The organism is Lentzea terrae, assembly GCF_003265345.1.
In the GTDB taxonomy this organism is placed as follows: Bacteria; Actinomycetota; Actinomycetes; order Mycobacteriales; family Pseudonocardiaceae; genus Lentzea; species Lentzea terrae.
The window spans coordinates 165,654-187,671 of sequence record NZ_QFWW01000035.1 but is presented as its reverse complement, the minus strand read 5'-3'; the positions used below and the strand labels follow the sequence as shown (position 1 = coordinate 187,671).

General features: G+C 65.6%; 22 protein-coding genes and 1 tRNA gene. 15 read left to right on the top strand and 8 right to left on the bottom strand.

Annotated elements, in window-relative coordinates:
• Positions 1–2: 2 nt before the first annotated feature.
• The 4 genes from DI276_RS53560 to DI276_RS43860 all read right to left on the bottom strand — a co-directional run bounded on the left by DI276_RS53560 (position 3) and on the right by DI276_RS43860 (position 2,758).
• Positions 3–623 (bottom strand): Cap15 family cyclic dinucleotide receptor domain-containing protein, encoded by a 621-nt coding sequence (locus DI276_RS53560; protein ID WP_157985329.1) that lies wholly within the window; start codon positions 621–623, stop codon positions 3–5.
• On the bottom strand, positions 620–1,339 hold the full coding sequence (locus DI276_RS43870; protein ID WP_198681272.1) for a nucleotidyltransferase family protein: 720 nt from the start codon (positions 1,337–1,339) through the stop codon (positions 620–622). The genes DI276_RS53560 and DI276_RS43870 overlap by 4 nt, the downstream gene beginning before the upstream one ends.
• 196 nt (positions 1,340–1,535) lie before the next feature.
• Positions 1,536–2,006, bottom strand: a complete 471-nt coding sequence (locus DI276_RS43865; protein WP_112275221.1) for an NUDIX hydrolase — start codon at positions 2,004–2,006, stop codon at positions 1,536–1,538.
• An 8-nt stretch (positions 2,007–2,014) separates the two neighbouring features.
• On the bottom strand, positions 2,015–2,758 hold the full coding sequence (locus DI276_RS43860; protein WP_112275219.1) for a DUF5919 domain-containing protein: 744 nt from the start codon (positions 2,756–2,758) through the stop codon (positions 2,015–2,017).
• 171 nt (positions 2,759–2,929) lie between these two features.
• Between DI276_RS43860 and DI276_RS43855 the strand changes: the two genes are divergently transcribed.
• From DI276_RS43855 to DI276_RS43820, 8 genes are all read left to right on the top strand, one after another.
• Positions 2,930–3,382 (top strand): hypothetical protein, encoded by a 453-nt coding sequence (locus DI276_RS43855; protein WP_112275217.1) that lies wholly within the window; start codon positions 2,930–2,932, stop codon positions 3,380–3,382.
• Complete coding sequence (locus tag DI276_RS43850) at positions 3,382–3,627, top strand: hypothetical protein (protein WP_112275346.1); 246 nt, start codon at positions 3,382–3,384, stop codon at positions 3,625–3,627. Before DI276_RS43855 ends, DI276_RS43850 begins: the two co-directional genes overlap by 1 nt.
• Positions 3,614–3,865, top strand: coding sequence for an AMED_5909 family protein (locus tag DI276_RS43845; RefSeq protein WP_232837329.1), 252 nt, complete (start codon positions 3,614–3,616; stop codon positions 3,863–3,865). Before DI276_RS43850 ends, DI276_RS43845 begins: the two co-directional genes overlap by 14 nt.
• A gap of 221 nt (positions 3,866–4,086) precedes the next feature.
• The gene (locus DI276_RS43840; protein ID WP_112275213.1) at positions 4,087–4,305 is read left to right on the top strand and encodes a hypothetical protein; all 219 of its coding nucleotides are present in this window, start codon (positions 4,087–4,089) and stop codon (positions 4,303–4,305) included.
• Between the two features lie 134 nt (positions 4,306–4,439).
• Complete coding sequence (locus DI276_RS43835; RefSeq protein ID WP_332874758.1) at positions 4,440–5,765, top strand: FtsK/SpoIIIE domain-containing protein; 1,326 nt, start codon at positions 4,440–4,442, stop codon at positions 5,763–5,765.
• Positions 5,762–7,366: a replication initiator gene (locus DI276_RS43830; protein ID WP_112275211.1), complete on the top strand. Its 1,605-nt coding sequence runs from the start codon at positions 5,762–5,764 to the stop codon at positions 7,364–7,366. Before DI276_RS43835 ends, DI276_RS43830 begins: the two co-directional genes overlap by 4 nt.
• Before the next feature lie 17 nt (positions 7,367–7,383).
• The gene (locus tag DI276_RS43825) at positions 7,384–7,578 is read left to right on the top strand and encodes a helix-turn-helix domain-containing protein (protein ID WP_112275209.1); all 195 of its coding nucleotides are present in this window, start codon (positions 7,384–7,386) and stop codon (positions 7,576–7,578) included.
• A 200-nt stretch (positions 7,579–7,778) separates the two neighbouring features.
• Positions 7,779–8,759, top strand: a complete 981-nt coding sequence (locus tag DI276_RS43820; protein ID WP_408610633.1) for a tyrosine-type recombinase/integrase — start codon at positions 7,779–7,781, stop codon at positions 8,757–8,759.
• Positions 8,760–8,833: 74 nt separating this feature from the next.
• Here DI276_RS43820 and DI276_RS43815 read toward each other — a convergent pair.
• Positions 8,834–8,909 (bottom strand) — tRNA-Lys (locus DI276_RS43815).
• A gap of 202 nt (positions 8,910–9,111) precedes the next feature.
• On the opposite strand from DI276_RS43815, the gene DI276_RS52810 reads away from it, so the two are divergent.
• The 4 genes from DI276_RS52810 to DI276_RS43795 all read left to right on the top strand — a co-directional run bounded on the left by DI276_RS52810 (position 9,112) and on the right by DI276_RS43795 (position 12,751).
• Complete coding sequence (locus tag DI276_RS52810) at positions 9,112–9,531, top strand: hypothetical protein (RefSeq protein WP_232837328.1); 420 nt, start codon at positions 9,112–9,114, stop codon at positions 9,529–9,531.
• 110 nt (positions 9,532–9,641) lie between these two features.
• Entirely contained in the window at positions 9,642–10,523 is an 882-nt protein-coding gene (locus DI276_RS43805; RefSeq protein ID WP_157985328.1) for a methyltransferase domain-containing protein, read from the top strand.
• 93 nt (positions 10,524–10,616) lie between these two features.
• A complete protein-coding gene (locus tag DI276_RS43800) occupies positions 10,617–11,735 on the top strand; it encodes a serine hydrolase domain-containing protein (protein WP_112275203.1) in 1,119 nt (372 codons plus the stop codon).
• Complete coding sequence (locus tag DI276_RS43795) at positions 11,735–12,751, top strand: serine hydrolase domain-containing protein (protein WP_112275201.1); 1,017 nt, start codon at positions 11,735–11,737, stop codon at positions 12,749–12,751. The genes DI276_RS43800 and DI276_RS43795 overlap by 1 nt, the downstream gene beginning before the upstream one ends.
• Here the strand turns inward: DI276_RS43795 and DI276_RS43790 are convergent, their stop codons facing one another.
• Positions 12,752–13,663 (bottom strand): CobW family GTP-binding protein, encoded by a 912-nt coding sequence (locus DI276_RS43790; protein ID WP_112275199.1) that lies wholly within the window; start codon positions 13,661–13,663, stop codon positions 12,752–12,754.
• 15 nt (positions 13,664–13,678) lie between these two features.
• Positions 13,679–14,494, bottom strand: a complete 816-nt coding sequence (locus tag DI276_RS43785; RefSeq protein WP_198681271.1) for a TIGR03619 family F420-dependent LLM class oxidoreductase — start codon at positions 14,492–14,494, stop codon at positions 13,679–13,681.
• A 95-nt stretch (positions 14,495–14,589) separates the two neighbouring features.
• On the opposite strand from DI276_RS43785, the gene DI276_RS43780 reads away from it, so the two are divergent.
• Genes DI276_RS43780 through DI276_RS43770 form a run of 3 tightly spaced genes read left to right on the top strand, consistent with a single transcriptional unit; the run spans position 14,590 to position 21,453 of the window.
• Positions 14,590–15,123: a hypothetical protein gene (locus DI276_RS43780; RefSeq protein WP_232837327.1), complete on the top strand. Its 534-nt coding sequence runs from the start codon at positions 14,590–14,592 to the stop codon at positions 15,121–15,123.
• Between the two features lies 1 nt (position 15,124).
• The gene (locus DI276_RS43775) at positions 15,125–17,050 is read left to right on the top strand and encodes a flotillin family protein (RefSeq protein WP_232837326.1); all 1,926 of its coding nucleotides are present in this window, start codon (positions 15,125–15,127) and stop codon (positions 17,048–17,050) included.
• Positions 17,047–21,453, top strand: a complete 4,407-nt coding sequence (locus DI276_RS43770; protein ID WP_112275194.1) for a DNA repair ATPase — start codon at positions 17,047–17,049, stop codon at positions 21,451–21,453. The genes DI276_RS43775 and DI276_RS43770 overlap by 4 nt, the downstream gene beginning before the upstream one ends.
• Here DI276_RS43770 and DI276_RS43765 read toward each other — a convergent pair.
• Positions 21,450–21,932, bottom strand: a complete 483-nt coding sequence (locus tag DI276_RS43765) for a hypothetical protein (protein ID WP_157985327.1) — start codon at positions 21,930–21,932, stop codon at positions 21,450–21,452. The genes DI276_RS43770 and DI276_RS43765 overlap by 4 nt on opposite strands.
• Positions 21,933–22,018 lie beyond the last annotated feature (86 nt).

Sequence of the window (22,018 nt, the reverse complement as noted above, 5' to 3'; positions counted from 1 at the left end):
CACTATTTGAAAAGTGTGCCCGCCTCGTCGAAGTCGTCAACTATTTGGGTGTTGTGCTTGGTGAAATCCAGCTCACCTTTGGTGTCTCGGTCTGTCCAATACCGCCCCTTTAGTCGCCGCTGCTTCTTATTTCCGGATGCGATTAGCGCGGTCGAACCATGGTGTATACGGCTTCGGTGCTCAAACCTTGCATCAGGTCTATTCAGGTAAAGATAGGTAAGTTGAGATGTTCCGTCGACCTCGGAAACGGCGGCTAGTGAGGAAGTCGACCTAGACTCGTTGGTTAGCAGTGTAACCGAGACATGCGACGAAGACTGACGTACTACAAGGTATACGGTCTTGGGATCTGGACTTTTGTCTGTCTCAGGGTCAACCCAGAACGACGTCAGAGTACCCTGCCAGGTCCCTCTTACGGAGCGCGGAACTCCGGGGATGAGCTGGATGATATCCAGTCGCCACAGCCAAATATCCCAGAGGGCTAGCACGGCAGTTGCGGTTAGAACAGCGATCGAGAAGTACTTTAGCCAACCTAGATCCAACTGTCCGCTTTTGATCCAGGCGCCCACGACGAATACTAAGACTGCGACGCCGACGACTGTGCGGATAACGACGTTTTTCGTCATGAGTACCCCAGGTAGTTCCATGCGGCTTTGGCGAAATCTCTGCCGTCGGCCCGACTCCAGGCTTGGTCTTTGTGAAATAGATACTTGCACCGGCTTACTTCGACCCAGCGGTTTGCGCTTACTGTGGGTTCGTCGTTGCCTTGCAGAGTTTCCCACATGTGCAGTAGCAGGCTGCGGATGGTGTCGCTCCAGGTGTTGCCCATGAATAGGGAGTCCGGACAGTTATACGTTAGGCACTCAACAAAGAAGGATGGCACCTCCCGGTGGGAATTTGCGAGAACCATTGCGTTCTCGGTGCGCTTGAGGATGCGAACGGCTTGCTTGTAGAAGCTACTTGTATTCCCATTTTTAGTGCGACCTTCCGTCAGCTGCTGTGCGGGGTAGTTTACGATGCTGCGGCCATCTTTCTTGAAGACCTTTGACCCGGGCCGGTAGTTCTCGCGTGAGAGGTAGTACTTATAGTCGAAGCACGGCACTACATCTGCGTCTACGCGGGCGCTGCCAGAATTTACTCTAAAAGCAGTGGAGCCTGTGCTGTCTACCTGGCCAGGAAACTTCTTTCTTAGTGCGATTCCGAGCTCGGACCTGAGCTTTGCTGGCGTCCAAATTCCCGCGTACGGGCTCGTTGTCGTAGGATGTGTCCCGGGCTTCGCCTCCTCCCAGTAGGTGACATCTGTGCATTGGACCGCGACGTCGACGTCGCTGTCGGACCTCACGTTGGTATTATTTGCGTACGATCCCTTCGCGTATACTTTTAGACTGCAGTTTTCGAAAGGTTCATGGTTTTCAATCGCTTGACGGATCATTCGTTCGGTGCGGTCTTGCTTTTCCTGCTCAGTTTGGCTCGATGGACCCGTCCAGCTGATGAGCTTGTCTTCAAGTGACATCTGCCGATTAGTTCCTCTTGATTGGCTAGGTAAAATAGGGTTCTGATCTACCTGCTAGGGCGTGGTCGATGCGAAGCCGGATTGATGGATGAATGTTCAAGTGGGCAAGCTCGGCGGTGTTAGCCCATACGACCTCTTTGGATTCGTCGCTGACTCGTATTTGGCCGCCTGTTGGTGTCGCCTTGAAGCAGATTGAGAACTCTTGTCTAATCTCGCCGTCGTCGTATTTAATGACGTGTTCAGGGTTGGAGTATAGGCCGACAAGTCCTGTTACTGCGACATTGATTCCTGTTTCTTCCTCTACTTCTCTGATTGCGGACTGAGTCAACGTCTCGCCGACTTCCTGCTGCCCTCCAGGAATGGCGTACAAATCGTTGTCGGTCCTGCGGATCATGAGAATCCGCCCAGTTTGATCTTGCACAAATGCGCTGACTGCAGGACGAAGGCTGTTGGCTTTGGGTGCGTTCGGGTCGTGGAAGTAGTCCACGCGGGCCATGTGGCTCCCTAGAATGTTGCTGGCTTGGACAGGTTCCAGACGTGCTCGAAGCTCTCAGAGTAGGTCTCGAAGAGATCGCCCGCAGCTAGCCGACGCAGGTGCAGCGCTGGAGCGTGTGCGGCTTGGAAGCCGTAGACATGGGTGTTGACGACCATCTCGTCATCGAAGCGGAAGATCGAGTTGTAGAGCGTCGTCTTGTGGAAGCGCATCTCAACTCCGTCAACGTCCACCAGCGGGCGGTAGAACGCCAGCGCATTGCGGATGCGTGACCCGAGCGTGCCCTTGCCCAGCTGCTCTTCGTCGCTGCGCTTGGCGACTTCGCGGCTGGCCGGATCGCCGAAGATCAGGCGGATGCGGGCACCCTTCGCAGCCTTGTTGGCGAGGTCGCGCATGAACGTCGGCCGCTCCACCAGGAAGATGCCGGCGTGCACCAGCACCTCCACATGCTGCGTGGCGTTCGTGATGAGGTGGTCCCACAGGTCCGCGGGGATCGTGTTCCGGTGCGGGTAGAGCTTGACCACCTCGGACTCGGTGATCTCGGCCTTCCTTTCGGCGGCAACTGCGTCCGGCCAGAGGTATGTCTCGGTCTCTTTGACCATGGACGCGATGGTGTTGCGGTGGCGCGGGTACGGCGCCCGGCCCTTCGTGATCCAGCGTTCGACGGTCTTCTGATCGACGCCCGTGGCCTTGGATACCTGCTCGTATGTGAGTCCGTTGCGTAGCAACGCGTCTCGTAGTCGTTCGTTCGCCATGATCGCTTCCTGAAGGACGTCCTTGGGGACGTTAGGGACGTCTTACGTTACTGGGGACGTCTATAGATGTCCTGCCATGCGGTGCTGACGTCCCGGTTTTCAGCCGAAAGTCGTAGTCGTCGAGAACTTCAGGCAACGAGCCTGGACGACGCAAACGACAGGAGAGCCACGATGGCGATCACAGGTGGGAGCAGGCTCCCTGCGGGTCACGACTTCGTGTTTCCCAGGGGCGCGCTCGTGATGGGCGTTGAGCCCGTGCTCAAGTTCCAGTCCGCCGACGAGCGGGCGAAGGGTCTGCCGGTGGAGCAGGAGAAGGACAAGGAGACCGGACTCCTTGTGTGGTCCGTGCTGGTGATCGACCAGGCGGCCGAGCGCAAGACGGACGCGGTGGTCACCGTGAAGATCTCCGCGCCTCACCAGCCGGTGCCACCGGAGGCAATCCCAGGTACGGACGTCCGGCCCGTGCTGTTCGAGGGGCTGACGGTCACGCCGTGGATCGATGACAAGGGCTGCCGCGCCACACACGCTGGTGAGCGTCACCGGTGCCGGGCGAAGCTCGGGTACAGCCTGCGGGCGTCCGGCATGAAGCCGGTCGTCAGCAAGCCTGCCGCTAAGGCGGCGTGATGCCGGACATGGTGCGCGTCCATGTGACCGCCGATGTGCCGATGCGTCCGCTCGCGATGCCGTTCGCCGACCGGATCGAGATTCGTCTCGGCAATGCGTTCCCGGCCGTGCTCGTGATCGACCGGGACGTCGTGCCCCAGCTGCGGGACGTACTTGACCAGGCTTGGCGGGCGCTTCAAGCGTCGGCGGCTCGCCAGGGCGGGCGGCACACGCTCGCGGAGGAGGCTGACGATGTCCGCAGTTGACGCTATGAGCTGGGGCGTCGCGGAGAAGGTAATGACGCTGAGCGAGGCACACGACGTGCTGAGCAAGCTCATGCCCAACCCCAAGGCCGCGCCTGCGGTGCTGCGGGACTACTACCTCCGCTCGGCCGCTGTGTACGCGCGAGTCGCTGAGACCGATCGCAGCCACCACCACGAAGCCCTCTATTGGGCCAACCGTGAGCGCGAGAAGGGGGAGGAAATCCCGGCCCCCAAGCGCTAGCCAGTCCTGTTTAGACAGAACGCGTGACTCCGTTGGGTCACGTGGCGATGCCGCACACCTTGTTGCGGCGCAACGAGAACGTGAGACGCAGGAGCGGAACCCGGCTACCAACCTCGCCGCTCCTGCGTTGTCCACCCAACTGGGAGTGAACAACGATGAGCGTAGAGCCTGAGCGCATTCCTGCGCCAGACAGGGCCACGAAACAACTGCTGTGGGATCGCATGATCTCCAGCAAGCAGACCGTCTCCAGCTATGTCGTCATGCTCGACGGCGGCGCTTTGGAGACGTTGGAACTCACCGCCGCACAGGCTGAAGGGTTCGAGTGCCTGACCTGCAAGGCGCAGTGCTCCGCGGGAACAGGTGCGTTCCTTCCCGTTGGACGTATCCCGAGCGTCGGCAGCGTCTTTCAGTGCGTCAAGTGCGCGGGCGGTGCGCGATGAACGGAAACCGCTGGATCGACCCTGCGCCGTTCGAGGGTGCACGTCCCCAGTTTCCTTGGTGGGTATGGCTTCCCGGCTGGGTCAAGGTTGTACTCGCGCCGCTCGCACTGCTGTGGCTGATCGTCCGCCTTGCAGTGAAGTCCGTGATCCTCGCCGTGCACTATCCGGTCACGATGACGCTCGGCCTGGGCGGCTACGTCGGCTATCGCCAGTTCGGGCTTTCTCCGCTGGTGCTCGCTCTGCTGTCGCTCGTGTGCGCCTTGATCGTTTGGTACGGCCTCGACAGGGGCTCGTTTCGGCGGCACGGCTGGTACTGGCTGCTGACTGAGTGGCGGCGGCTCACGGTCTACGTGCCGCAGTGGCGGACCGTGATGCGACTTGCTGAGCTGACCAAGGAAGTCTGCGGGAAGGAGTACCTCCCGAAGCTGCGCCGCGTCCGGTCTGAAGGCTGGCGGGACAAGGTTCGGGTGCGGATGATCCCGGCGCAGTCGCCGGTGCAGTGGGAAGCCCGGCGGGACAACCTGGCGCACTCCTTCAACGCGCGGTCATGTCGCGTGCGGGTGCTGAAGCCTCGATGGCTTGAGCTCGACTTCATCCACGCTGACCCGCTGTCGCGTCCGGTTGCCGTGCCACCGCTCGCCGACGTCGGAGAGGTCGACCTCAAGCGGGTAGTTGTCGGCCGGACCGAGACCGGGAAGGCCTGGCGGCTGAAGCTGCTCGGCTCGCAGGTGCTCGTGGTGGGTGTGCCTGGCGCGGGCAAGGGTTCGGTGCTCTGGTCGATCGTCTGGCAGCTGGCTCCGGCCATCAAAGCCGGCATGGTCCGGCTCGTCGGGATCGATCCGAAGGGCGGCATGGAACTGGGCCAGTGTCCGGACGCGTTCGAGAAGGTCATCTACGACAATGGTCCAGAAGCTGTTGCCCTGCTTGAAGAAACCGCAGCAGAGGTCAAGGAACGCGCCTCTCGGTACCGGGGCATTCGGCGGCTCTGGGCGCGCAACACAGGTGAGCCGTTCACGGTCCTGATCGTGGATGAGCTGGCGGACCTGATTGCCTACCAGCCGGACAGGAACCTCCGCGAACGCGCCGCCCGCGCTGTTCAGACGATCACCTCGCAAGGTCGTGCACCCGGCTATGCCGTCGTCGGCCTGGTCCAAGACCCGCGCAAGGAAGTTGTCGCCTTCCGGCACCTCTTCACGACCCGTGTTGCGCTGCGCCTGGACGAGCCGGTGCAGGTGGACATGGTGCTGGGCGACGGCGTTCGGCAACGCGGCGCGGCTGCTCACGAGATCAGCGAGAACACGCCCGGTGTCGCCTGGCTCAAGGAGGACGGGCAGCGCGAACCGGAACGCGCGAGGGCCTTCCACGTCACGGACGCGGACCTGGTCGAGTTGGCTGTCTACCTCGCCCCGGCCACTGTGCACGAGCTCCCCGAACGGTCCGAGGGGAGTGCAGCGGCATGACCGAGTACCTGAACCGCTCGGAGCGGATGAAGGAGCCGGCCGCGCTCGACGTAGCTCGCGCTGTCGCCGAAGAACACGGTGTCTGTGTCCGACCGTTGGCCAAGGAACGGATCGACCTCGACACCGGCCGCGTGGACATCGTGCCCGTGCCATGCGGCTCGACGGTCGCGAGCGTCTGCCCTACATGCGCGGAGAAGAACCGGCGTCTGCGGATGGCGCAGTGCCGGGAGGGATGGCATCTGACCGACGAACCGGACTTCACGCAGAACGCTCCGAGCAACGATCAGCGGGAACTGACTGGGTACCGGGCTGACCTGGTCAAGGCCTTCCGCCTGGCCCTCGATGAGGGTGACGAGGTTGGCGCGGAGGAGGTGCGGGAGGAGGTCGCGGAGGTCGACGCAGAACTTCGGCAACTCGGAGTCCGCGGCTCACTCCCCTCGCTGGAGGTTCCGCTCAAGGCTGCGCGGAAGCGGTCGACCAGGCGGCGCCAGGACGCCCCGAACCTGCCTCGTCGGCCGGTCAGCAAGCGCACCGTTGGCAAGGTCTTCGGCGGCAAGTACCAGCCCTCGACGTTCCTCACGCTGACGCTCGACAGCTACGGCAAGGTTCGTAGCGACGGCACGCCCGTCGATCCCTCGCGGTACGACTACCGCCGTGCTGCTCGGGATGCCGTGCACTTCGCGGCGTTGCTGGACCGGTTCGTGCAGAACCTTCGGCGCTGTGTCGGTTGGGAGGTCCAGTACTTCTCTGCCGTCGAACCACAGCGGCGGCTCGCTCCGCACTGGCACGCGGCGGTCCGAGGAAGCATCTCCCGTGCAGAGCTGCGGGCGGTCGCTGAAGCCACCTATCACCAGGTCTGGTGGCCTGCGCACGACGAGATCAAGTACAACGGCGACAACCTGCCGGTGTGGGACGTGCGGGCCAAGGGCTTCGTTGATCCGCAGACGCGAAGGGCCTTGCCTACCTGGGAAGAAGCCCTCGATGAGGTTGAGCGACCGGCACACGTGGCGCGGTTCGGGGTGCAGGTGCACTCCAAGGGCATCCTCGGTGGCACTGAGGAAGCCGGCCGTCACATCGGCTACCTGACGAAGTACCTCACCAAGAGCATCAACGAGTGCTTCGAGGCGCAGACGGCCCGGCAAGAAGACCACGCTGAACGCCTCTGCGCTGAGCTCGCGGTCACGCCCTGCTCGCCGCAATGCGGGCTGTGGCTGCTCTACGGCGTCCAGCCTCGTGGGGCTCGGCTGTCGACGGTGCCGGGGAAGTGCAAGGGGAAGGCGCACAAGCGGACCACGCTCGGTGTTGCTGGGCGGCGGGTCTTGGTGTCGCGGAAGTGGTCGGGGAAGTCGCTCGCGGACCACAAGCACGATCGCAAGGCGTTCGTTCGGCAACTGCTGGCCGATGTCGGGATCAAGCCCGATGACCAGCCTCAACGCCTCGTCTGGAACAACGTCCAGCCTGGTGACCCGAACGTGCCGCCACGGGCACACCTGCTTCTGAGCGCCGTCGCAGAGCGCCGCAGGTGGAAGGCCGAGTACACGGCCGCGCTGCTCGCATCCGCCGGACCGCCGAGGAGTTCGGCAACACCGGAAGCTGCTTGATCTAGGGGGAGAACAGCATGGACGCACAACAGTTTGAGCCACTGTGGACAGTCGGCGACGTCGCACTCTTCTTGAACGTCCCGATCCACACGCTCTATGGCTGGCGAACGAAGAACTACGGCCCGCCTGCGAGGCGCGTAGGCAAGCACCTGAGGTACCTGCCGTCCGAGGTACGGAGCTGGTTCGAGCACCTGCTTGAGGAGGCGGCCTGATGGCACGTCCTCCGCTCGACATCGGCACGTATGGCGCGATTCGTTGCTATCAAACGGATTCAGGCTGGCGTGCGACTACGAAGTATCGCGACTACGACCGTAAGACGCGGCCGGTGGAGCGGTGGGCCAAGACCAAGACGGCGGCAGAACGAAGCCTCAAGAAGGCTCTCGCCGAACGCAAGGGACCGTCCGGTAACTCGTTGACCCGAGACAGCCGGTTCAAGGAGGCCTTGGCTCAATGGTTCACGAAGTTCCAGGCGCTCGCTGACGCTGGGAAACGTTCGCCGAGCAGCGTGGACACGTACCGAAGCATCATGGATCGGCACGTTCTGCCTGGCCTCGGTGAGCTGCGGATTCATGAGATGTCGGTGGCGCGGATCGACGCCTTTCTGAGCGCGTTGTGGCGGTCGATCAGCGTGGACACGGCCAAGACTGCTCGCTCGGTGATCTCGGGGGCTCTGCGGATCGCCGTAAGGGACAAGGCGCTGGACACGAACCCGGTCAGGGAGGTGGAGCCTCTGGAGGCTGGGCGTAAGAAGAGTCCGCGGGCGCTCACGCTGGAGGAGCGGATTCTCTGGCTGGAGATGCTGGAGTCCGATCCAAAGGCCGTGAAGCGGGACCTGCCTGACCTATCGCGCTTCATGATGGCCACGGGCGTCCGCATCGGTGAGGCGTTGGCCGTCTACTGGGAGGACGTCGACTTCGAGGCCGGCACAGTCGCCGTGAACTACACGGTCATCCGGGTCAAGGGCGTCGGGCTGATCCGGAAGTCGACCAAGACGGAGGCTGGTGAGCGCACCCTCCTGCTGCCTCAGTGGGCGCTCGACATGCTGCGACGGAGGCACAAGGCCACCAGCTTCCCGAGCGGGCCGATCTTCCCGGATGCGCTCGGCGGGCTGCGTGACCCGTCCAACACCCGGAAGGACCTCCGGAATGCGCGGGGCGGGGACGAGTTCGCGTGGGTCACCTCGCACGTCTTCCGGAAGACGGCGGCGACCATCCTCGATGATTCGGGGCTCTCTGCGCGGCAGGTCGCGGACCAACTCGGCCACGCGCGACCGTCGATGACGCAGGACACCTACATGGGTCGCAAGACGGTCGGTCGGAGGGCTGCGGACGCTCTGGAAGGGGCGCTCGGAGAGCCCAAAGACGATCAAGCTGGTGACGGCAAAGTTGAATGACCAGCAGTTTTGTGAGGGTTAAGTGAGGGGTGGGTCCGCCAAAGCGAAACCCCCAGGCCTGTGACCTGGGGGTTTGGTGGGCCGCCAGGGACTCGAACCCTGAACCCGAAGATTAAAAGTCTCCTGCTCTGCCAATTGAGCTAGCAGCCCTCGACGGGAGAGCCTACCGATCGTGGCCCGCGCCTGTCGCACGGGTTGCCCAACGTCACCATTGACGCCCCGCCCGGCCCCAACGACCCCAAGCACCGCATCGGGAGGATCAGGCAAGACCGAGCGCCGATCAACGTACCGCCGACCGCCTTGCAAAGGCTTCCATCGGAGAACACACCAGGACACTCCAAGGAGCCAAGGGATGCCACTCGTTCACCACGTCGCGCTGGGCCGATCCGGCCCGCGAGTCAGCCCGTTCGCACTCGGCGCGATGACCTTCGGCGACGCCCCAGGGGTGGCGGGGTGCATTGTCGAGGAGTCCGAGATGATCCTCGGCAGCGCTTTGCTCCCTGACTTCTTGAGCAGCGGCATCCGGCGGCCCGCTCTGTTCGCCCTGTTCAGGGCCTTCGGTCTTGTCCTGCTCGGGCCTGCCCCGGCCTCACCTCAGCCACCCGGTCCACCTGTGGAGCGGAGTCGTCCAGCAGCTCCCTGCGGGCGCCAGCGGGACCACCACAGATTGCTGGACACGGCGCTCGACTGCCGCGACGGCTGCGCCGCATTGCCACCGAACGAGGGCCAGGACGAAGTGAACCTCAGTGTTCGTCCGGCGAACACAGGCTGAAGCCGCGGCCGAGTGCATGAGCCCACGTGGTCCACGCGCGATGTCCACGCACGGCGGTCCCGCGCGCCCGCCGTTAGCATGGCAACCGGGCCGATCGGGTGAGGTTCGCGATGATCAAGGCGGTGCTGGCGAAGCTGAAGAACGACGGCGTGAGCGGCCTGATCACGGTCGTGCACGATCGCTTCTTTCCGGCCCAGATGTCGTATTACGACAGCGCCCGGCACCTCTTCCGCGACAAGGTCGGCCTGGAGATCGGTGGGCCGACCCGCTGGTTCAGGGGTGGCAACCTCGTGCCTGTCTATCCCGACGCCGCTCGGATCGACAATTGCAACTTCAGCGCCCAGACGCTTTGGGAAGGCTCGATTGTCGAGGGCGCCACGTTCCGCTACGACGAGCAGCACGAGCCCGGTGTCCAGTACGTCGCCGAGGCCACTGATCTGAGCATGATCGCCGACGGGACCTACGACTTCGTGCTCTCCTCGCACGTCGTCGAGCACACCGCCAACCCGATCCTGGCGATGTCCGAGTGGATTCGGGTGCTCAAGGAGCAGGGGACGCTGGTGCTCGTCGTCCCGCACCTGAACGGCACCTTCGATCGGAACCGGCCGGTCACCACGTTGGCGCACATGATCGAGGACTTCGAGCAGAGGATGCCGGAGACCGACACCACGCACGTGCCGGAGGTCCTGGCCCTGCACGACCTGGCTCGCGATCCCGAAGCCGGCAGCCCGGAGGAATTCGCGAAGCGGTGCGCCGACAACCTGGCCACCCGCGGCCTGCACCACCACGTCTTCGACACCGCGCTGCTGATCGAGCTGGTGGACCACGTGGGCCTGGAGATCATGGCGGTGGAGGCGTTTCGCCCGTTCAACATCGTCGTCATCGCCCGCAAACCGGCAGGGGCGGTCTCCAACGCGAAGTGGACGAGCGCGGACGCCACCTGGTCGAGCCCGTTCCCGGCGGACCAGCGGCGCTGGGCGGCGGAACGGTAGAGCCTGCTCCACCTGAGCAACGGCAGCGTGCGTGACTGTGCCGGGCGACCAGAGTTGAAAACCTTGTGCCTAACCGGAACGGGGAGGCACAGAATGAAGAAAATGCTGGTAGGCGTGTTGGCGGCGGCCATGTTGTGCAGCGGGACGGCCATGGCCGCGCCGGCCGTGGGCACGGAGAAGCAGCTCGACGGACTGGTCAAGCAGCACAGGTTTCCGGCCGCGTTGTCGACGACCACCGAGGCCAACGGCAGGACGACGTCTCACAGCAAGGGCACGGCCGAGCTGAACAAGCACGTTCCGGTGCCCAAGAACGGTGTGGTTCGAGTGGGTTCGAACACCAAGTCGTTCGTGGCGGCGGTTGTCCTGCAGCTCAACGCAGAGAACAAGGTCGACCTGGACGCGCCGATCACGAAGTACCTGCCGAAGAGCATCAACGACGACCGGATCACCGTGCGGCAGCTGCTCAACCACACCAGTGGGCTCGCGAACTACACGAACTACATGGGGCTGGACAAGTTCGAGGAGGTGCGGCACCGGTACTTCGAGCCGCGCGAGTTGCTGGACATCGCGAACGCGCACGAGCCGACGAACCAGCCGGGTGAGAAGTTCAAGTACAGCAACACGAACTACGTGCTGCTGGGGCTGTTGATCCAGAAGGTGACCGGTCGGCCGGTTGCGGAGAACGTCGACCAGCGGATCATCAGGAAGCTCGGGCTCAAGGACACCTACTGGCCGACGCAGGGCGACCAGACGATCCAGGGCAAGCACCCGCACGGATACGCCAGGACCAGCAACGGCGTGGAGGACGTCACCGAGCTCGACCCGTCGTGGGGCTGGGCCGCCGGGCAGATCATCTCCACCACGAAGGACCTCAACACCTTCTTCCGCGCGCTGCTCAACGGAGACCTGTTGCCGCAGAAGCAGATCGACGAGATGCGCAAGACGGTGGACACGAAGGGCGAGATGTGGCCGGGCGCTGAGTACGGGCTCGGCATCGCCAGCTCGCCGCTCACCTGTGGCGGCAGGTACTGGGGCCACGGCGGTGACATCCACGGGTACGAGACGCGCGGTGGGGTCACCGCGAACGGCAGGGCGTTCTCCGTTGCCGTCACGGCACTTCCCGGCACGTTCCAGGACACGCCCGAGCAAGCGATGAAGGCGCACGAGGCCGTTCTGGCCACTGTGGACTCCGCGCTGTGCGGTGCCAAGTGATGATCACAGCGGCGGTGGCCGCCGTAGCGCTGCTGATTCCCCAGCAGCTGGACCAGATCGTCAAGGACGGCACGCCTGGCGTCGAAGCGCATGCCAACGGGCACAACTACGCGAAGGGCAACGCGCCGACGAACGGCCGGGTGCGCATCGGCAGCATCACCAAGTCGTTCGTGGCAGTCACGACGTTGCAGCTCGTGGCGGAAGGCAAGATCGAGCTGGACGGGCCGGTCGGCAAGTACGTGCCGCGGATCAAGGACAACCGCATCACCGTCAGGCAGATCCTGCAGCACACCAGCGGTCTGCCGGACTACCCGCGGGGCATCGGCGTCACGAAGATCGGCGACATCCGCGACGTGCACTTCGAGCCGCACGACCTGCTGGACGTCGCGTTCAGGAACGAGCCGTCGTTCCAGCCGGGCGAGCGGTGGGAGTACAGCAACACGAACTACGTCGTCGCCGGCCTGATGATCCAGAAGGTGACCGGGCGGCCGGTCGCGGAAGTGGTCGGGCAACGCGTCATCGACCGCGCCAAGCTCAAGGACACCTACTGGCCGAAGCAGGGCGAGCGGACCATCAGGGGCAAGCACGCCAGGGCGTATGCGTTGAGCGACTTGGCAGACCCGAAGTCGAAGGTGGTCGACGCGACGGAGCTCGACCCGTCGTCGGCGTGGGCCGCGGGCGCGATGATCTCCACGCCACAAGACGTCGCCAAGTTCTACAAGACCCTGCTCAGCGGCGGACTGCTTCCCCAGAAGCAGCTCGACGAGATGCGCAAGACCGTGCCGATCGACGACAGGACCGCGGCCGGGCTCGGCCTGGAGAGCACCAAGCTGAGCTGCGGCGGCGTCTACTGGGGCCACGGCGGCTCGATCCACGGCTGGGCGTCGCTCGGTGGGGCGACCGACCGCAGGGAAGCGGCGATCACGCTCACCGCGCTCCCCGGCACGACGAGCGATCAGGCCAGGACGTTCCAGCAGATGTTCGACGTGATCGACACGGCGCTCTGCAAGAAGTGATCAGTCGCGGGCGTACCGGAGCACCCAGAGCATGTCCTGCTCGGTGACCGGTCCGTCCGCGACGCACGCCAGCAGCCAGTCGGTCAACGAGTCCGGATCGATGCCCGCCCCGATCAGCACCAGCTGCGTCGGGGCGTCGTCGACCGGGGTGAACGAGACGTAGGCGCCAACGGTGTGCAGCATGAACGTGCCACCCGGAAAGCGCACAAAACCCTTGGCGCGGAACAAGCCCTCAGGCCGGGCACCCAAGAAGTCCATGAACAGCTTGGGATGAAGAGGCTCATCGCTCTCGAACGTCACGCTGTCGTACGAAGCGTGGGCGTGCGAAGAGTGATCTTCGAGGTCGTCGAACGACAACTGCCGAGGTCCCAGGTCCGGCGGCCGCACCTCGAACAGCAACGAGGGATCGATCCGCCCGAAGGAAACAGGCAACACCGGCACGGAACAGGGCAACGACGGCAACTCAGCCACTCGGTCGACCTTGTTCAGCACCACCAGATCAGCCAACGCGAGTGAACGGTCCAGGTGCGGCACCGCGGCGAACTCGACGGCGTCCACCACGTAGATCAGCCCGCCGTACGACACCCCTGGCGCCTGCAGCACCAGCCGGACCAGCGCCGCCGGCTCGGCCAACCCGGACGCCTCGATCACGATGACGTCCAGGTCGGCCGAAGCGAGCTTGACCAGCATGGAATCCAGCTCGGTGCCGTCCACCGCGCAGCACAGGCAGCCGTTCGACAGCGACACCATCGAGTCGACCTGCGCCGACACCGCGAACGCGTCGATGTTGATCCGCCCGAAGTCGTTCACCACGACGCCGATCCGCGTGCCGCCCGACGTGCGCAGCAGGTGGTTGAGCAGGGTGGTCTTGCCGGAGCCGAGGAAGCCGGCGAGCACGACGACGGGGATCACGGCCGTTCAGGCTACCTACCGCAACGTGATCAGCTGCGCCAGTGCCTCGTCGAGCGGCATGTCGATCGACGACGGGAACACGATCAGCTGGTCGACGCCGAGGTCCTCGTACTGCCGCACCACCGAGGCGTCCAGCGCGGCCGTGGCCACGACGTTGATCTCCAACGCGCCGAGCGAGTCCGACCGCTCCGTCATGGCGGACAACCTGCGCAACCTCTTCAGGTTCGCCGCGGTCTCCTCGGGCGTGCCGACGCCGATCCACGCGTTCCCACGCGTCAACGCCCGCCGCAGGGCCCCGTCCGACGCTCCGCCGACGGCGATCCGGGCGTTGGCCGGGCGCGGGTGGGCGTCCACGCCGCTGAACGACACGTACTTGCCGTCGTACGCCGGCGCGGGTGAGTGCCACAACGCCCGCATCGCGTCGATGTACTCGTCCGTCCGGCGGCCGCGGTCCGCGAGCGGCACGCCGACCGCGGTCAGCTCCTGGGTCAGGTAACCCGCGCCGACGCCGAGCGTGAACCGGCCGCTGCTCAGCACGTCGAGCGACGCCACCTGCTTCGCGAGCACGACCGGGTTGCGCTGCGGGAGGATCACGATGCCGGTGCCCAGCTCCAGCCGGGTGGTGACCGCGGCGACGAAGCTCAAACCCACGAGCGGATCGAGCAGCGGAGTGTCCGGCTCGGACGGCGACGGGTCGGCCTTCGGGCTCGGCAGCACCACGTGCTCGGCGGCCCACCACGAACGGTAACCGAGTGACTCCACAAGGGAAGCCAGCCGGAGAGTCTCGGCGGGGGCGATCGTGTCGCCCATGTTCAGTCCCTGAACCCCCATGTCCATGATCACGTCAACGATCGAGTGACGTCGATCATTCCAGCGAACTCAACATATTCCGCCCGCCAGACATTCATACTGCGAGAAGGGGGGCGATGATGACCGAGTTCGTGGCCGCGGCGCTGGCGTTTCCGACCGTGCTGTTCAGCTTTCTGGTGCTCGTGGTGCTGGCGTACTGGCTCACGGCAGCGCTGGTCGGCATGGACCACCTGCACGCCCCGGTACTGCCGATCTCCATCTCGATGTTCATCGTGATCACGTGGTTCGCCGCGCTGGTCGGCACGGTGCTGACGCCGGAGGGCAAGCTCCGGTACGTCGTGCTCGCCGGCGCGCTGCTCATCGGCGCGTTGCTCACGAAGATCCTCAGCATCCCGGTGCGGAACTGGACCAAGCCGGAGAAACCCGCGTCCCGCAACGACTTCGTCGGCCGCACGGCGATCGTGCGGACGGCGCGGGTCACCGAGAACTACGGGCAGGCCGAGGTCACCGCGGACGACGGTGGCACGGCTGTCGTGCAGGTGCGCGCCGCGCAGAGCACTGAACTGAAGGCGGGACAGACCGCGCTGATCTTCGACTACGACGCCGAAGGCGAGTTCTTCTGGGTCGTGGACATCACCACAGGGGGCTGACATGGGTGCGATTTCCACGGGATTGCTCGTGCTGATCGCGGTGGTCGTGGTCGTGCTGATCTTGGCGACGATCACGCTGAGCAGGCTGTTCAAGAAGTGCGAGCAGGGCAAGGCGCTGATCGTCTCGAAGATGCGCAAGGTCGACGTGACCTTCACCGGCACCGTGGTCCTCCCGGTCCTGCACAGATGCGAGACGATGGACATCTCGGTGAAGACCATCGAGATCCGCAGAGCCGGCAACGAGGGCCTGATCTGCAAGGACAACATCCGCGCGGACATCCGCATCACGTTCTTCGTGCGGGTCAACAAGACCGTCGAGGACGTCATCAAGGTCGCGCAGGCGATCGGCACCGAACGCGCGAGCCACGAGGCCACGCTGCAGGAGCTGTTCAACGCCAAGTTCTCCGAGGCGCTCAAGACCGTCGGCAAGCAGCTCGACTTCGTCGACCTCTACACCCACCGCGACGAGTTCCGCGACCGGATCGTCCAGGTCATCGGCACCGACCTCAACGGCTACAGCCTCGAGGACGCGGCCATCGACTACCTGGAGCAGACGCCGCTCAAGCAGCTCGACCCGGCGAACATCCTGGACGCGCAGGGCATTCGCAAGATCACCGAGCTGACCGCGATCGAGCACGTCAAGACCAACGAGTTCACCCGCAACGAGGAGAAGGAGATCACGCGCCAGAACGTCAGCGCGCGTGAGGCGATCCTCGAGCTGGAGCGCAGGCAGGCGGACGCGGAGATCAGGCAGAAGCGCGAGATCGAGACCGCCCGCGCGCAGCAGGAGGCGGAGACCCAGAAGGTCCAGGCCGAGGAGCGGCTCAAGGCCAACACCGCGTTCATCCGCACCGAAGAGCAGCTCGGCATCCAGACCGAGAACAAGGCCCGCGAGATCGCCGTGGCGGAGAAGAACCGCGAGCGGGTGATCGCCGTCGAGACCGAGCGCATCGAGAAGGACCGGATGCTGGAGGTCATCGCCCGCGAACGCGAGACCGCGCTGCGCATGATCGAGAAGGACAAGGAGCTCGAGCACGAGCGTCGCGCCATCGCCGACCTGGTGCGCGAGCGGGTCGCGGTGGAGAAGACCGTCGCCGAGCAGGAGGAGAACATCAAGCGCCTGCGTGCGGTCGAGGAGGCCGAGCGCGAGCGCCAGCAGATCGTGATCATGGCGGAGGCCGAGGCGCAGCAGTCGCTGGTCAAGGACATCAAGGCCGCCGAGGCCGCGGAACAGGCCGCGCAGCACAAGGCCCGCGAGGTCGTCGTGCTCGCCGAGTCGCGCCAGCAGGCCGCCGACCTCGACGCCCGCGCCAAGATCCGGCTCGCCGAGGGCGTCCAGGCCGAGACCGCCGCGGCGGGGCTGGCGAACGTCCAGGTCAAGGAACGCGACGCCGACGCCATCGAGAAGATCGGTCGCGCCGAGGCCGTCGTCGACCGCGAGAAGGCGCTCGCCGACGCCGAGGGCATCAAGGAGCGCCTCAAGGGCGAGGCGGAAGGCTTGTCGCACAAAGCGGAGGCGATGGCCGCGCTCGACAGCGCCACCCGCGAGCACGAGGAGTACCGACTGCGCCTGGAGGCGGAGAAGGAGATCCGGCTCAAGGGCATCGATGTGCAGCGCCAGGTCGCCGAGGCCCAGGCCATGGTCCTCGCGGCCGGGCTGGAGAAGGCCGACATCGACATCATCGGTGGCGACACGATGTTCTTCGACAAGATCGCGAACGCGATCACCGCGGGCAAGCAGGTCGACGGGTTCGTCGGCAGCTCCGACGTCGTGCAGGCGTTGGGCGCCAAGTGGATGGACGGGACGGCGAACTTCCCGGAGGACCTGACCAAGATCCTCAGCTCGTTCACCACCGGTGACGCGCAGAACCTGGCCGCTGCCCTGGCCCTGACTCAGATGGCCAAGGTCAACGGGCAGAACGCATGACCCAGCTCGACGCCGGCACCTACGAGGTGCTGCGAGCCCGGCTGGCCGAACAGGCCAGCGGGCTCGCCCGGAGCACCGAGGCGCTGAACGCAAAGCGCGTCGAGACGTTCGGCAGCACTGCCCTCGAACTCGTTGCCACCGAACGCATCCGCACCGAGAACAACTGCGTGCCACGCGACATCGTGCCGATCGGCGAGACGATGCTGTTCGGCTACAACGTGTTCCTCGGCCTCAAGCCCGAGACGACGGTGGACGACGTCTTCGCGGTCCACGGCAAGGACTTCGGCACGATCGACGCGGAGTTCCTGCACGATCCGAGGTTCCGCAACGACTTCGCCGAGCTCTACCGCTACTACCGCGAGACCAGGCTGCTGCAGCTGCGGATCGTGGAGGCACGGCTGCTCGCGGTGTTCCAGACCGGCGCGCGGATCGAGGACATCCGCGTGCTGCGCTGGGACATCGCGGTCGACGGCACGGTCACCTACCTCGACAACCGCGGCGACCGCGACCACGTGTTCCCGCCCTCGCACGACGTCAACTGGGTGGAGACCACCCGCGACCAGCACGTGCTCGGCCGGCACCCGCACATCGCGATCGAGAACGAGGTCTTCGTCGAGACGGTCGGCGGCACGCTGACCGTCAAGATCGAGAACAACACCGAGGTCGGCCAGGGCATCTACGAGGAGCCCGTCGACGAGCCGTTGCAGAGCCTCGCGGACGCCGACGTGCACTACGCCCGCGTCGGCCCGTTGATCCTGCTCAGGATCCGCCCGTACAACGAGACGGTCTGGCGGCACCTGGTCTTCAACACCCGCACCAAGACCGTCGCCAGGCTCGACGGCATCGGCCAGGCGTGCCAACGACTCCCAGAAGACCAGGGGATCATCTTCCCGGGCGGCTACTACCTCGTCACGGGTGCGGACAAGACCTTCGACGTCGACACCGACGAGCTGGAGTTCGAGCGGGTCATCCGGTCGGCGAACGGCGAGGACGTGCTGTTCGTCTACCACGCCCGCCGCGAGGGCCGCAGCTTGCTGTTGCCCTACAACGTGATCCGCAAGGAAGTCGCCACACCGATCACGTGCCACGGCTACTCGCTCTTCCCCGACGGCACGCTGGTCGTCTTCCGCGAGACCAGCCCCGAACCCGTTCGCGTGCACCCGATGCAGGTCTGGCGCACCCCGTTCGTGGCGGACGAGGTGCTCCCCGAGGAGACCGGACCGCTGGCCCGCATCGGCAACGCCGAACTGGTCCGCGGCATCTCGGACTGCCTGTCGGTGACCAGGATGGCCGCCGAGATGACCCCGAGCGCCCCGGTGTTCGAAGGCCTGATCGCGTTGTGCACCAGGGTGATCGACAGCGTGCACTGGCTCGCCGAGCTGGGGCTCAGGGACGACGTGCTGGCCGTCCGCGCCACCGCCGAACAGGTGCTGGACGAGTTCGAGGCCGTCCGCAAGCTCACCGAGCACGCCGCCGAGCAGCTCCACACAGCCTCGGAGAAGCTCGCCTCGCTGATCAGGCTGGCCAGGTCGGCGGCACCGAGGAGCGCCGACGAGTGGGTCCGCCTGCTCGCCGATCTGCGGTCCGCGCAGGGCCGGCTGATCACCCTCAAGGACCTCAGGTACGTCGACGTCGAGGAGATCGACCGGCGCGAAGCCGAGCTCGTCGAGGAACTGGGTGCCAGTGCGCGCAGGGCCGTCGCTTTCCTCAGCGGCGAGGGCGCGTTCGCCCAGTACCACGAGGAGATCGAGCAGATCGCGGCCGCGGAGCTGAAGACCGCGGCCGAGGCCAAGCCGCTGCGCGAACGGCTCGCGCAGCAGCAGACCGGTCTGGAGGTGCTGACCGAGGTCGTCAGCACGCTCGATGCCGCCGACACGACCACCCGCACGGCGATCCTGGCGAGCATCGGCGAGGTCCTGGCCGCGGTGAACCGGGCCCGGGCCACTGTGGACGGTCGCAGGGCCCAGCTCGCGAACGCCGAGGGCAGAGCCGAGTTCGCCGCCGAGTTCGCGCTGCTCGGCCAGGCCATCACCGGCGCGCTGTCGGTCGCCGACACCCCGCAGCGCTGCGACGACCAGCTCGGCCGGTTGCTGCTGCAGCTCGAGAACCTGGAGTCGCGGTTCGGCGAGTTCGACGACTTCCTGGCGCAGATCGGGGCCAAGCGCACGGACGTCTACGAGGCGTTCTCCGCGCGCAAGCAGACGTTGCTCGACGAACGGGCGCGCAAAGCCGACCGGCTGGTGCAGTCGGCCGAACGCGTGCTCGGTACGATCCGCCGTCGCCTCGGGAAGCTCACCTCGACCGACGAGATCAACACGTACTTCGCCGGCGATCCCATGGTCGCCAAGGTCCGCAACGTCGCGGCCGAGCTGCGCGAGCTCGGTGACGTGCGGGCGGACGAGCTCGACGCGAGTCTGCGCGATGCCCGGCAAGAGGGAGGCCGGGCACTGCGCGACCGGGCCGATCTGTACGACGGCGCGTCGATCGTGCTCGGTCGTCACCGCTTCCCGGTGACGACCGAGCCGATGAACCTCACCCTGGTGCCGCGCGACGGCCGGTTGTTCTACGCGGTCACCGGTACCGACTACCGCAGCGAGGTCTCGGGCTTCGAGCACACACGTCAGTTCTGGGACCAGTTGCTGGTTTCCGAGACCCAGGACGTCTACCGGTCGGAGCACCTCGCCGGCTGCCTGCTCGCGGAGGGCCGCGACGACGTGGCCAACGCGGCCGCGGAACGCTACGACGAGGGCTACGAGAAGGGCGTCCACGACCACGACGCCGCGAAGATTCTCGCTGTCCTGCAACGACTTCACGCCGGTGCCGGGCTGCTGAGGTACCCGCCCGCCACGCGCGCCGCAGCCCAGATCTTCTGGTCCGAGCAGTCGGCGGACCAACGTGAGGTGTGGACGCGCAAGGCCGAGTCGCTGGCCCGCGCCCGCACGATCTTCGGTGGTACGCACGGCATTCCGGAGCTGACCGAGCAGTTCGGCATCGACGGCCTGGCTGCGGAGTACCTGTTCGAGGAACTCGCCTGCGAGCCCAAGGGATTCGTCACCAGCAAGGCCGCCCGCACGGTGATCGACAGGTTCCGCGCGGTCGTCACCGAGGAGCTGCACGACCGCGACCTGATCGAGGCGTGGCTGAACGCGTTCCTCGGCGACGAGACCTGCCCCGAGCTCCCCGAGGTGGTCGCGGTCCTGCTCACCGACCTGCCCCGGTACGACTCCAGCGCCGCGCTGACCGAGTCGGTCACCGGTCTGCTCGGCACACACCCGCGCGTCAGCAACCAGTCCATGGAGCTCCGCCTGGACGAGACCCTGACCAGGCTGCGGAACTTCCGCGCGGAGCAGGTCCCGGCGTTCCGGGCGTACCAGCGCCAGCGCGACGAGCTGCTCGCCGAGGAACGCCGGCGGCTCAGGCTCGACGACTACCGCCCCGCGGTGCTGAACACGTTCGTGCGCAACAGGTTGCTGAACGAGGTCTACCTGCCGTTGATCGGCGACAACCTCGCGAAGCAGCTCAACGACGGCACGGGCCTGCTGATGCTGATCTCCCCGCCCGGCTACGGCAAGACGACGCTGATGGAGTACGTCGCGAACCGCCTGGGCATGGTGTTCGTCAAGGTCAACGGCCCGGCGCTGGGCAGCGGCGTCACCTCGCTCGACCCGGAGGAGGCACCAAATGCCACCGCACGCCAGGAGGTCGAGCGGATCAACTTCGCGTTCGCCCTGGGCAGCAACGTTCTGCTGCACCTCGACGACATCCAGCACACATCACCTGAGCTGCTGCAGAAGTTCATCTCGCTGTGCGACGCACAACGACGCGTTGACGGCGTCTGGGACGGCGAGACACGCACGTTCGACCTGCGGGGCAAGCGGTTCGCCGTGTCGATGGCGGGCAACCCGTACACCGAGACGGGCCGTGCCTTCAGGGTTCCGGACATGCTCGCGAACCGCGCGGACGTGTGGAACCTCGGCGACGTGCTGTCCGGTCGCGACGCCCTGTTTGCGTTGAGCTACCTGGAGAACGCGTCCGGCTCCAACCCGACCCTGGGCGGCGTCGACGTGGAACCGTTGGTGCGCCTGGCGAACGGCGAGAGCATCAGGCACGAGTACGAAACCGTCGAGCTCGACCGGATGCTGTCCGTGGTCCGCAAGCTGCAACGGATCCAGGAGGTCGTGCTCAAGGTCAACCAGGAGTACATCGCGTCGGCGGCGAGCGGCGGGGAGTTCCTGTTGCAGGGCAGCTACCGCAACATGAACCGGATGGCGGCGAGGATCGTCCCGGCGATGAACGACGCCGAGGTCGAGGCGTTGATCGACGACCACTACCTCGGTGAGGCCCAGCTGCTCGGCACCAGAGCGGAGGCGAACCTGCGCCAACTGGCCGAACTCAAGGGCTAGTCGCAGTCGAAGTCGAGCTCGTCGAGCTCACGGCCGTTGCGGTCGCGCACGTCGACCAGGTCCAGTTGGTGGTCCTCCACGTACTGGCACAGCTCTTTCGGCGTGAGCGGCCACGGCAGGCAGCGTTCGATCTCGTCGCCGTCGAAGTACTTGTAGTCGCAGCGCAGGAAGTCGAGGAGGCCGCGCGGCTTGGACGCCGTCGTGGGCACCGACGACGTGGTCGGCGCCGGCGACTGACGCGGCAGGGGCCGGGCAGGTACCGGTGGCGGCGGCGGGGAGGTGGTGAGCACCACCGGACCGACAGCGGAAACGGTCGTTTCGGCGGTGGCGGTGACGGTCTCGGGTGCCGGTGGTGGCGGCGCCACCAGGCGGATGTCCACCGGTTTGTCCGGAGGGGCCGCGAAGAACGCCGCCACCAGGGCAGCACCCATCACCGCCACCGCGGCAGCCAAGTAGCCGCGGCGTCTGACACCAGTCATCGCTTTCGCTCCCCAGGTTCCGCCTGCCCGGTAGCCGCCGTCCGCGTGAAATCGTTGCTCCCGCTAACGGTGTTACGGGCGGACCC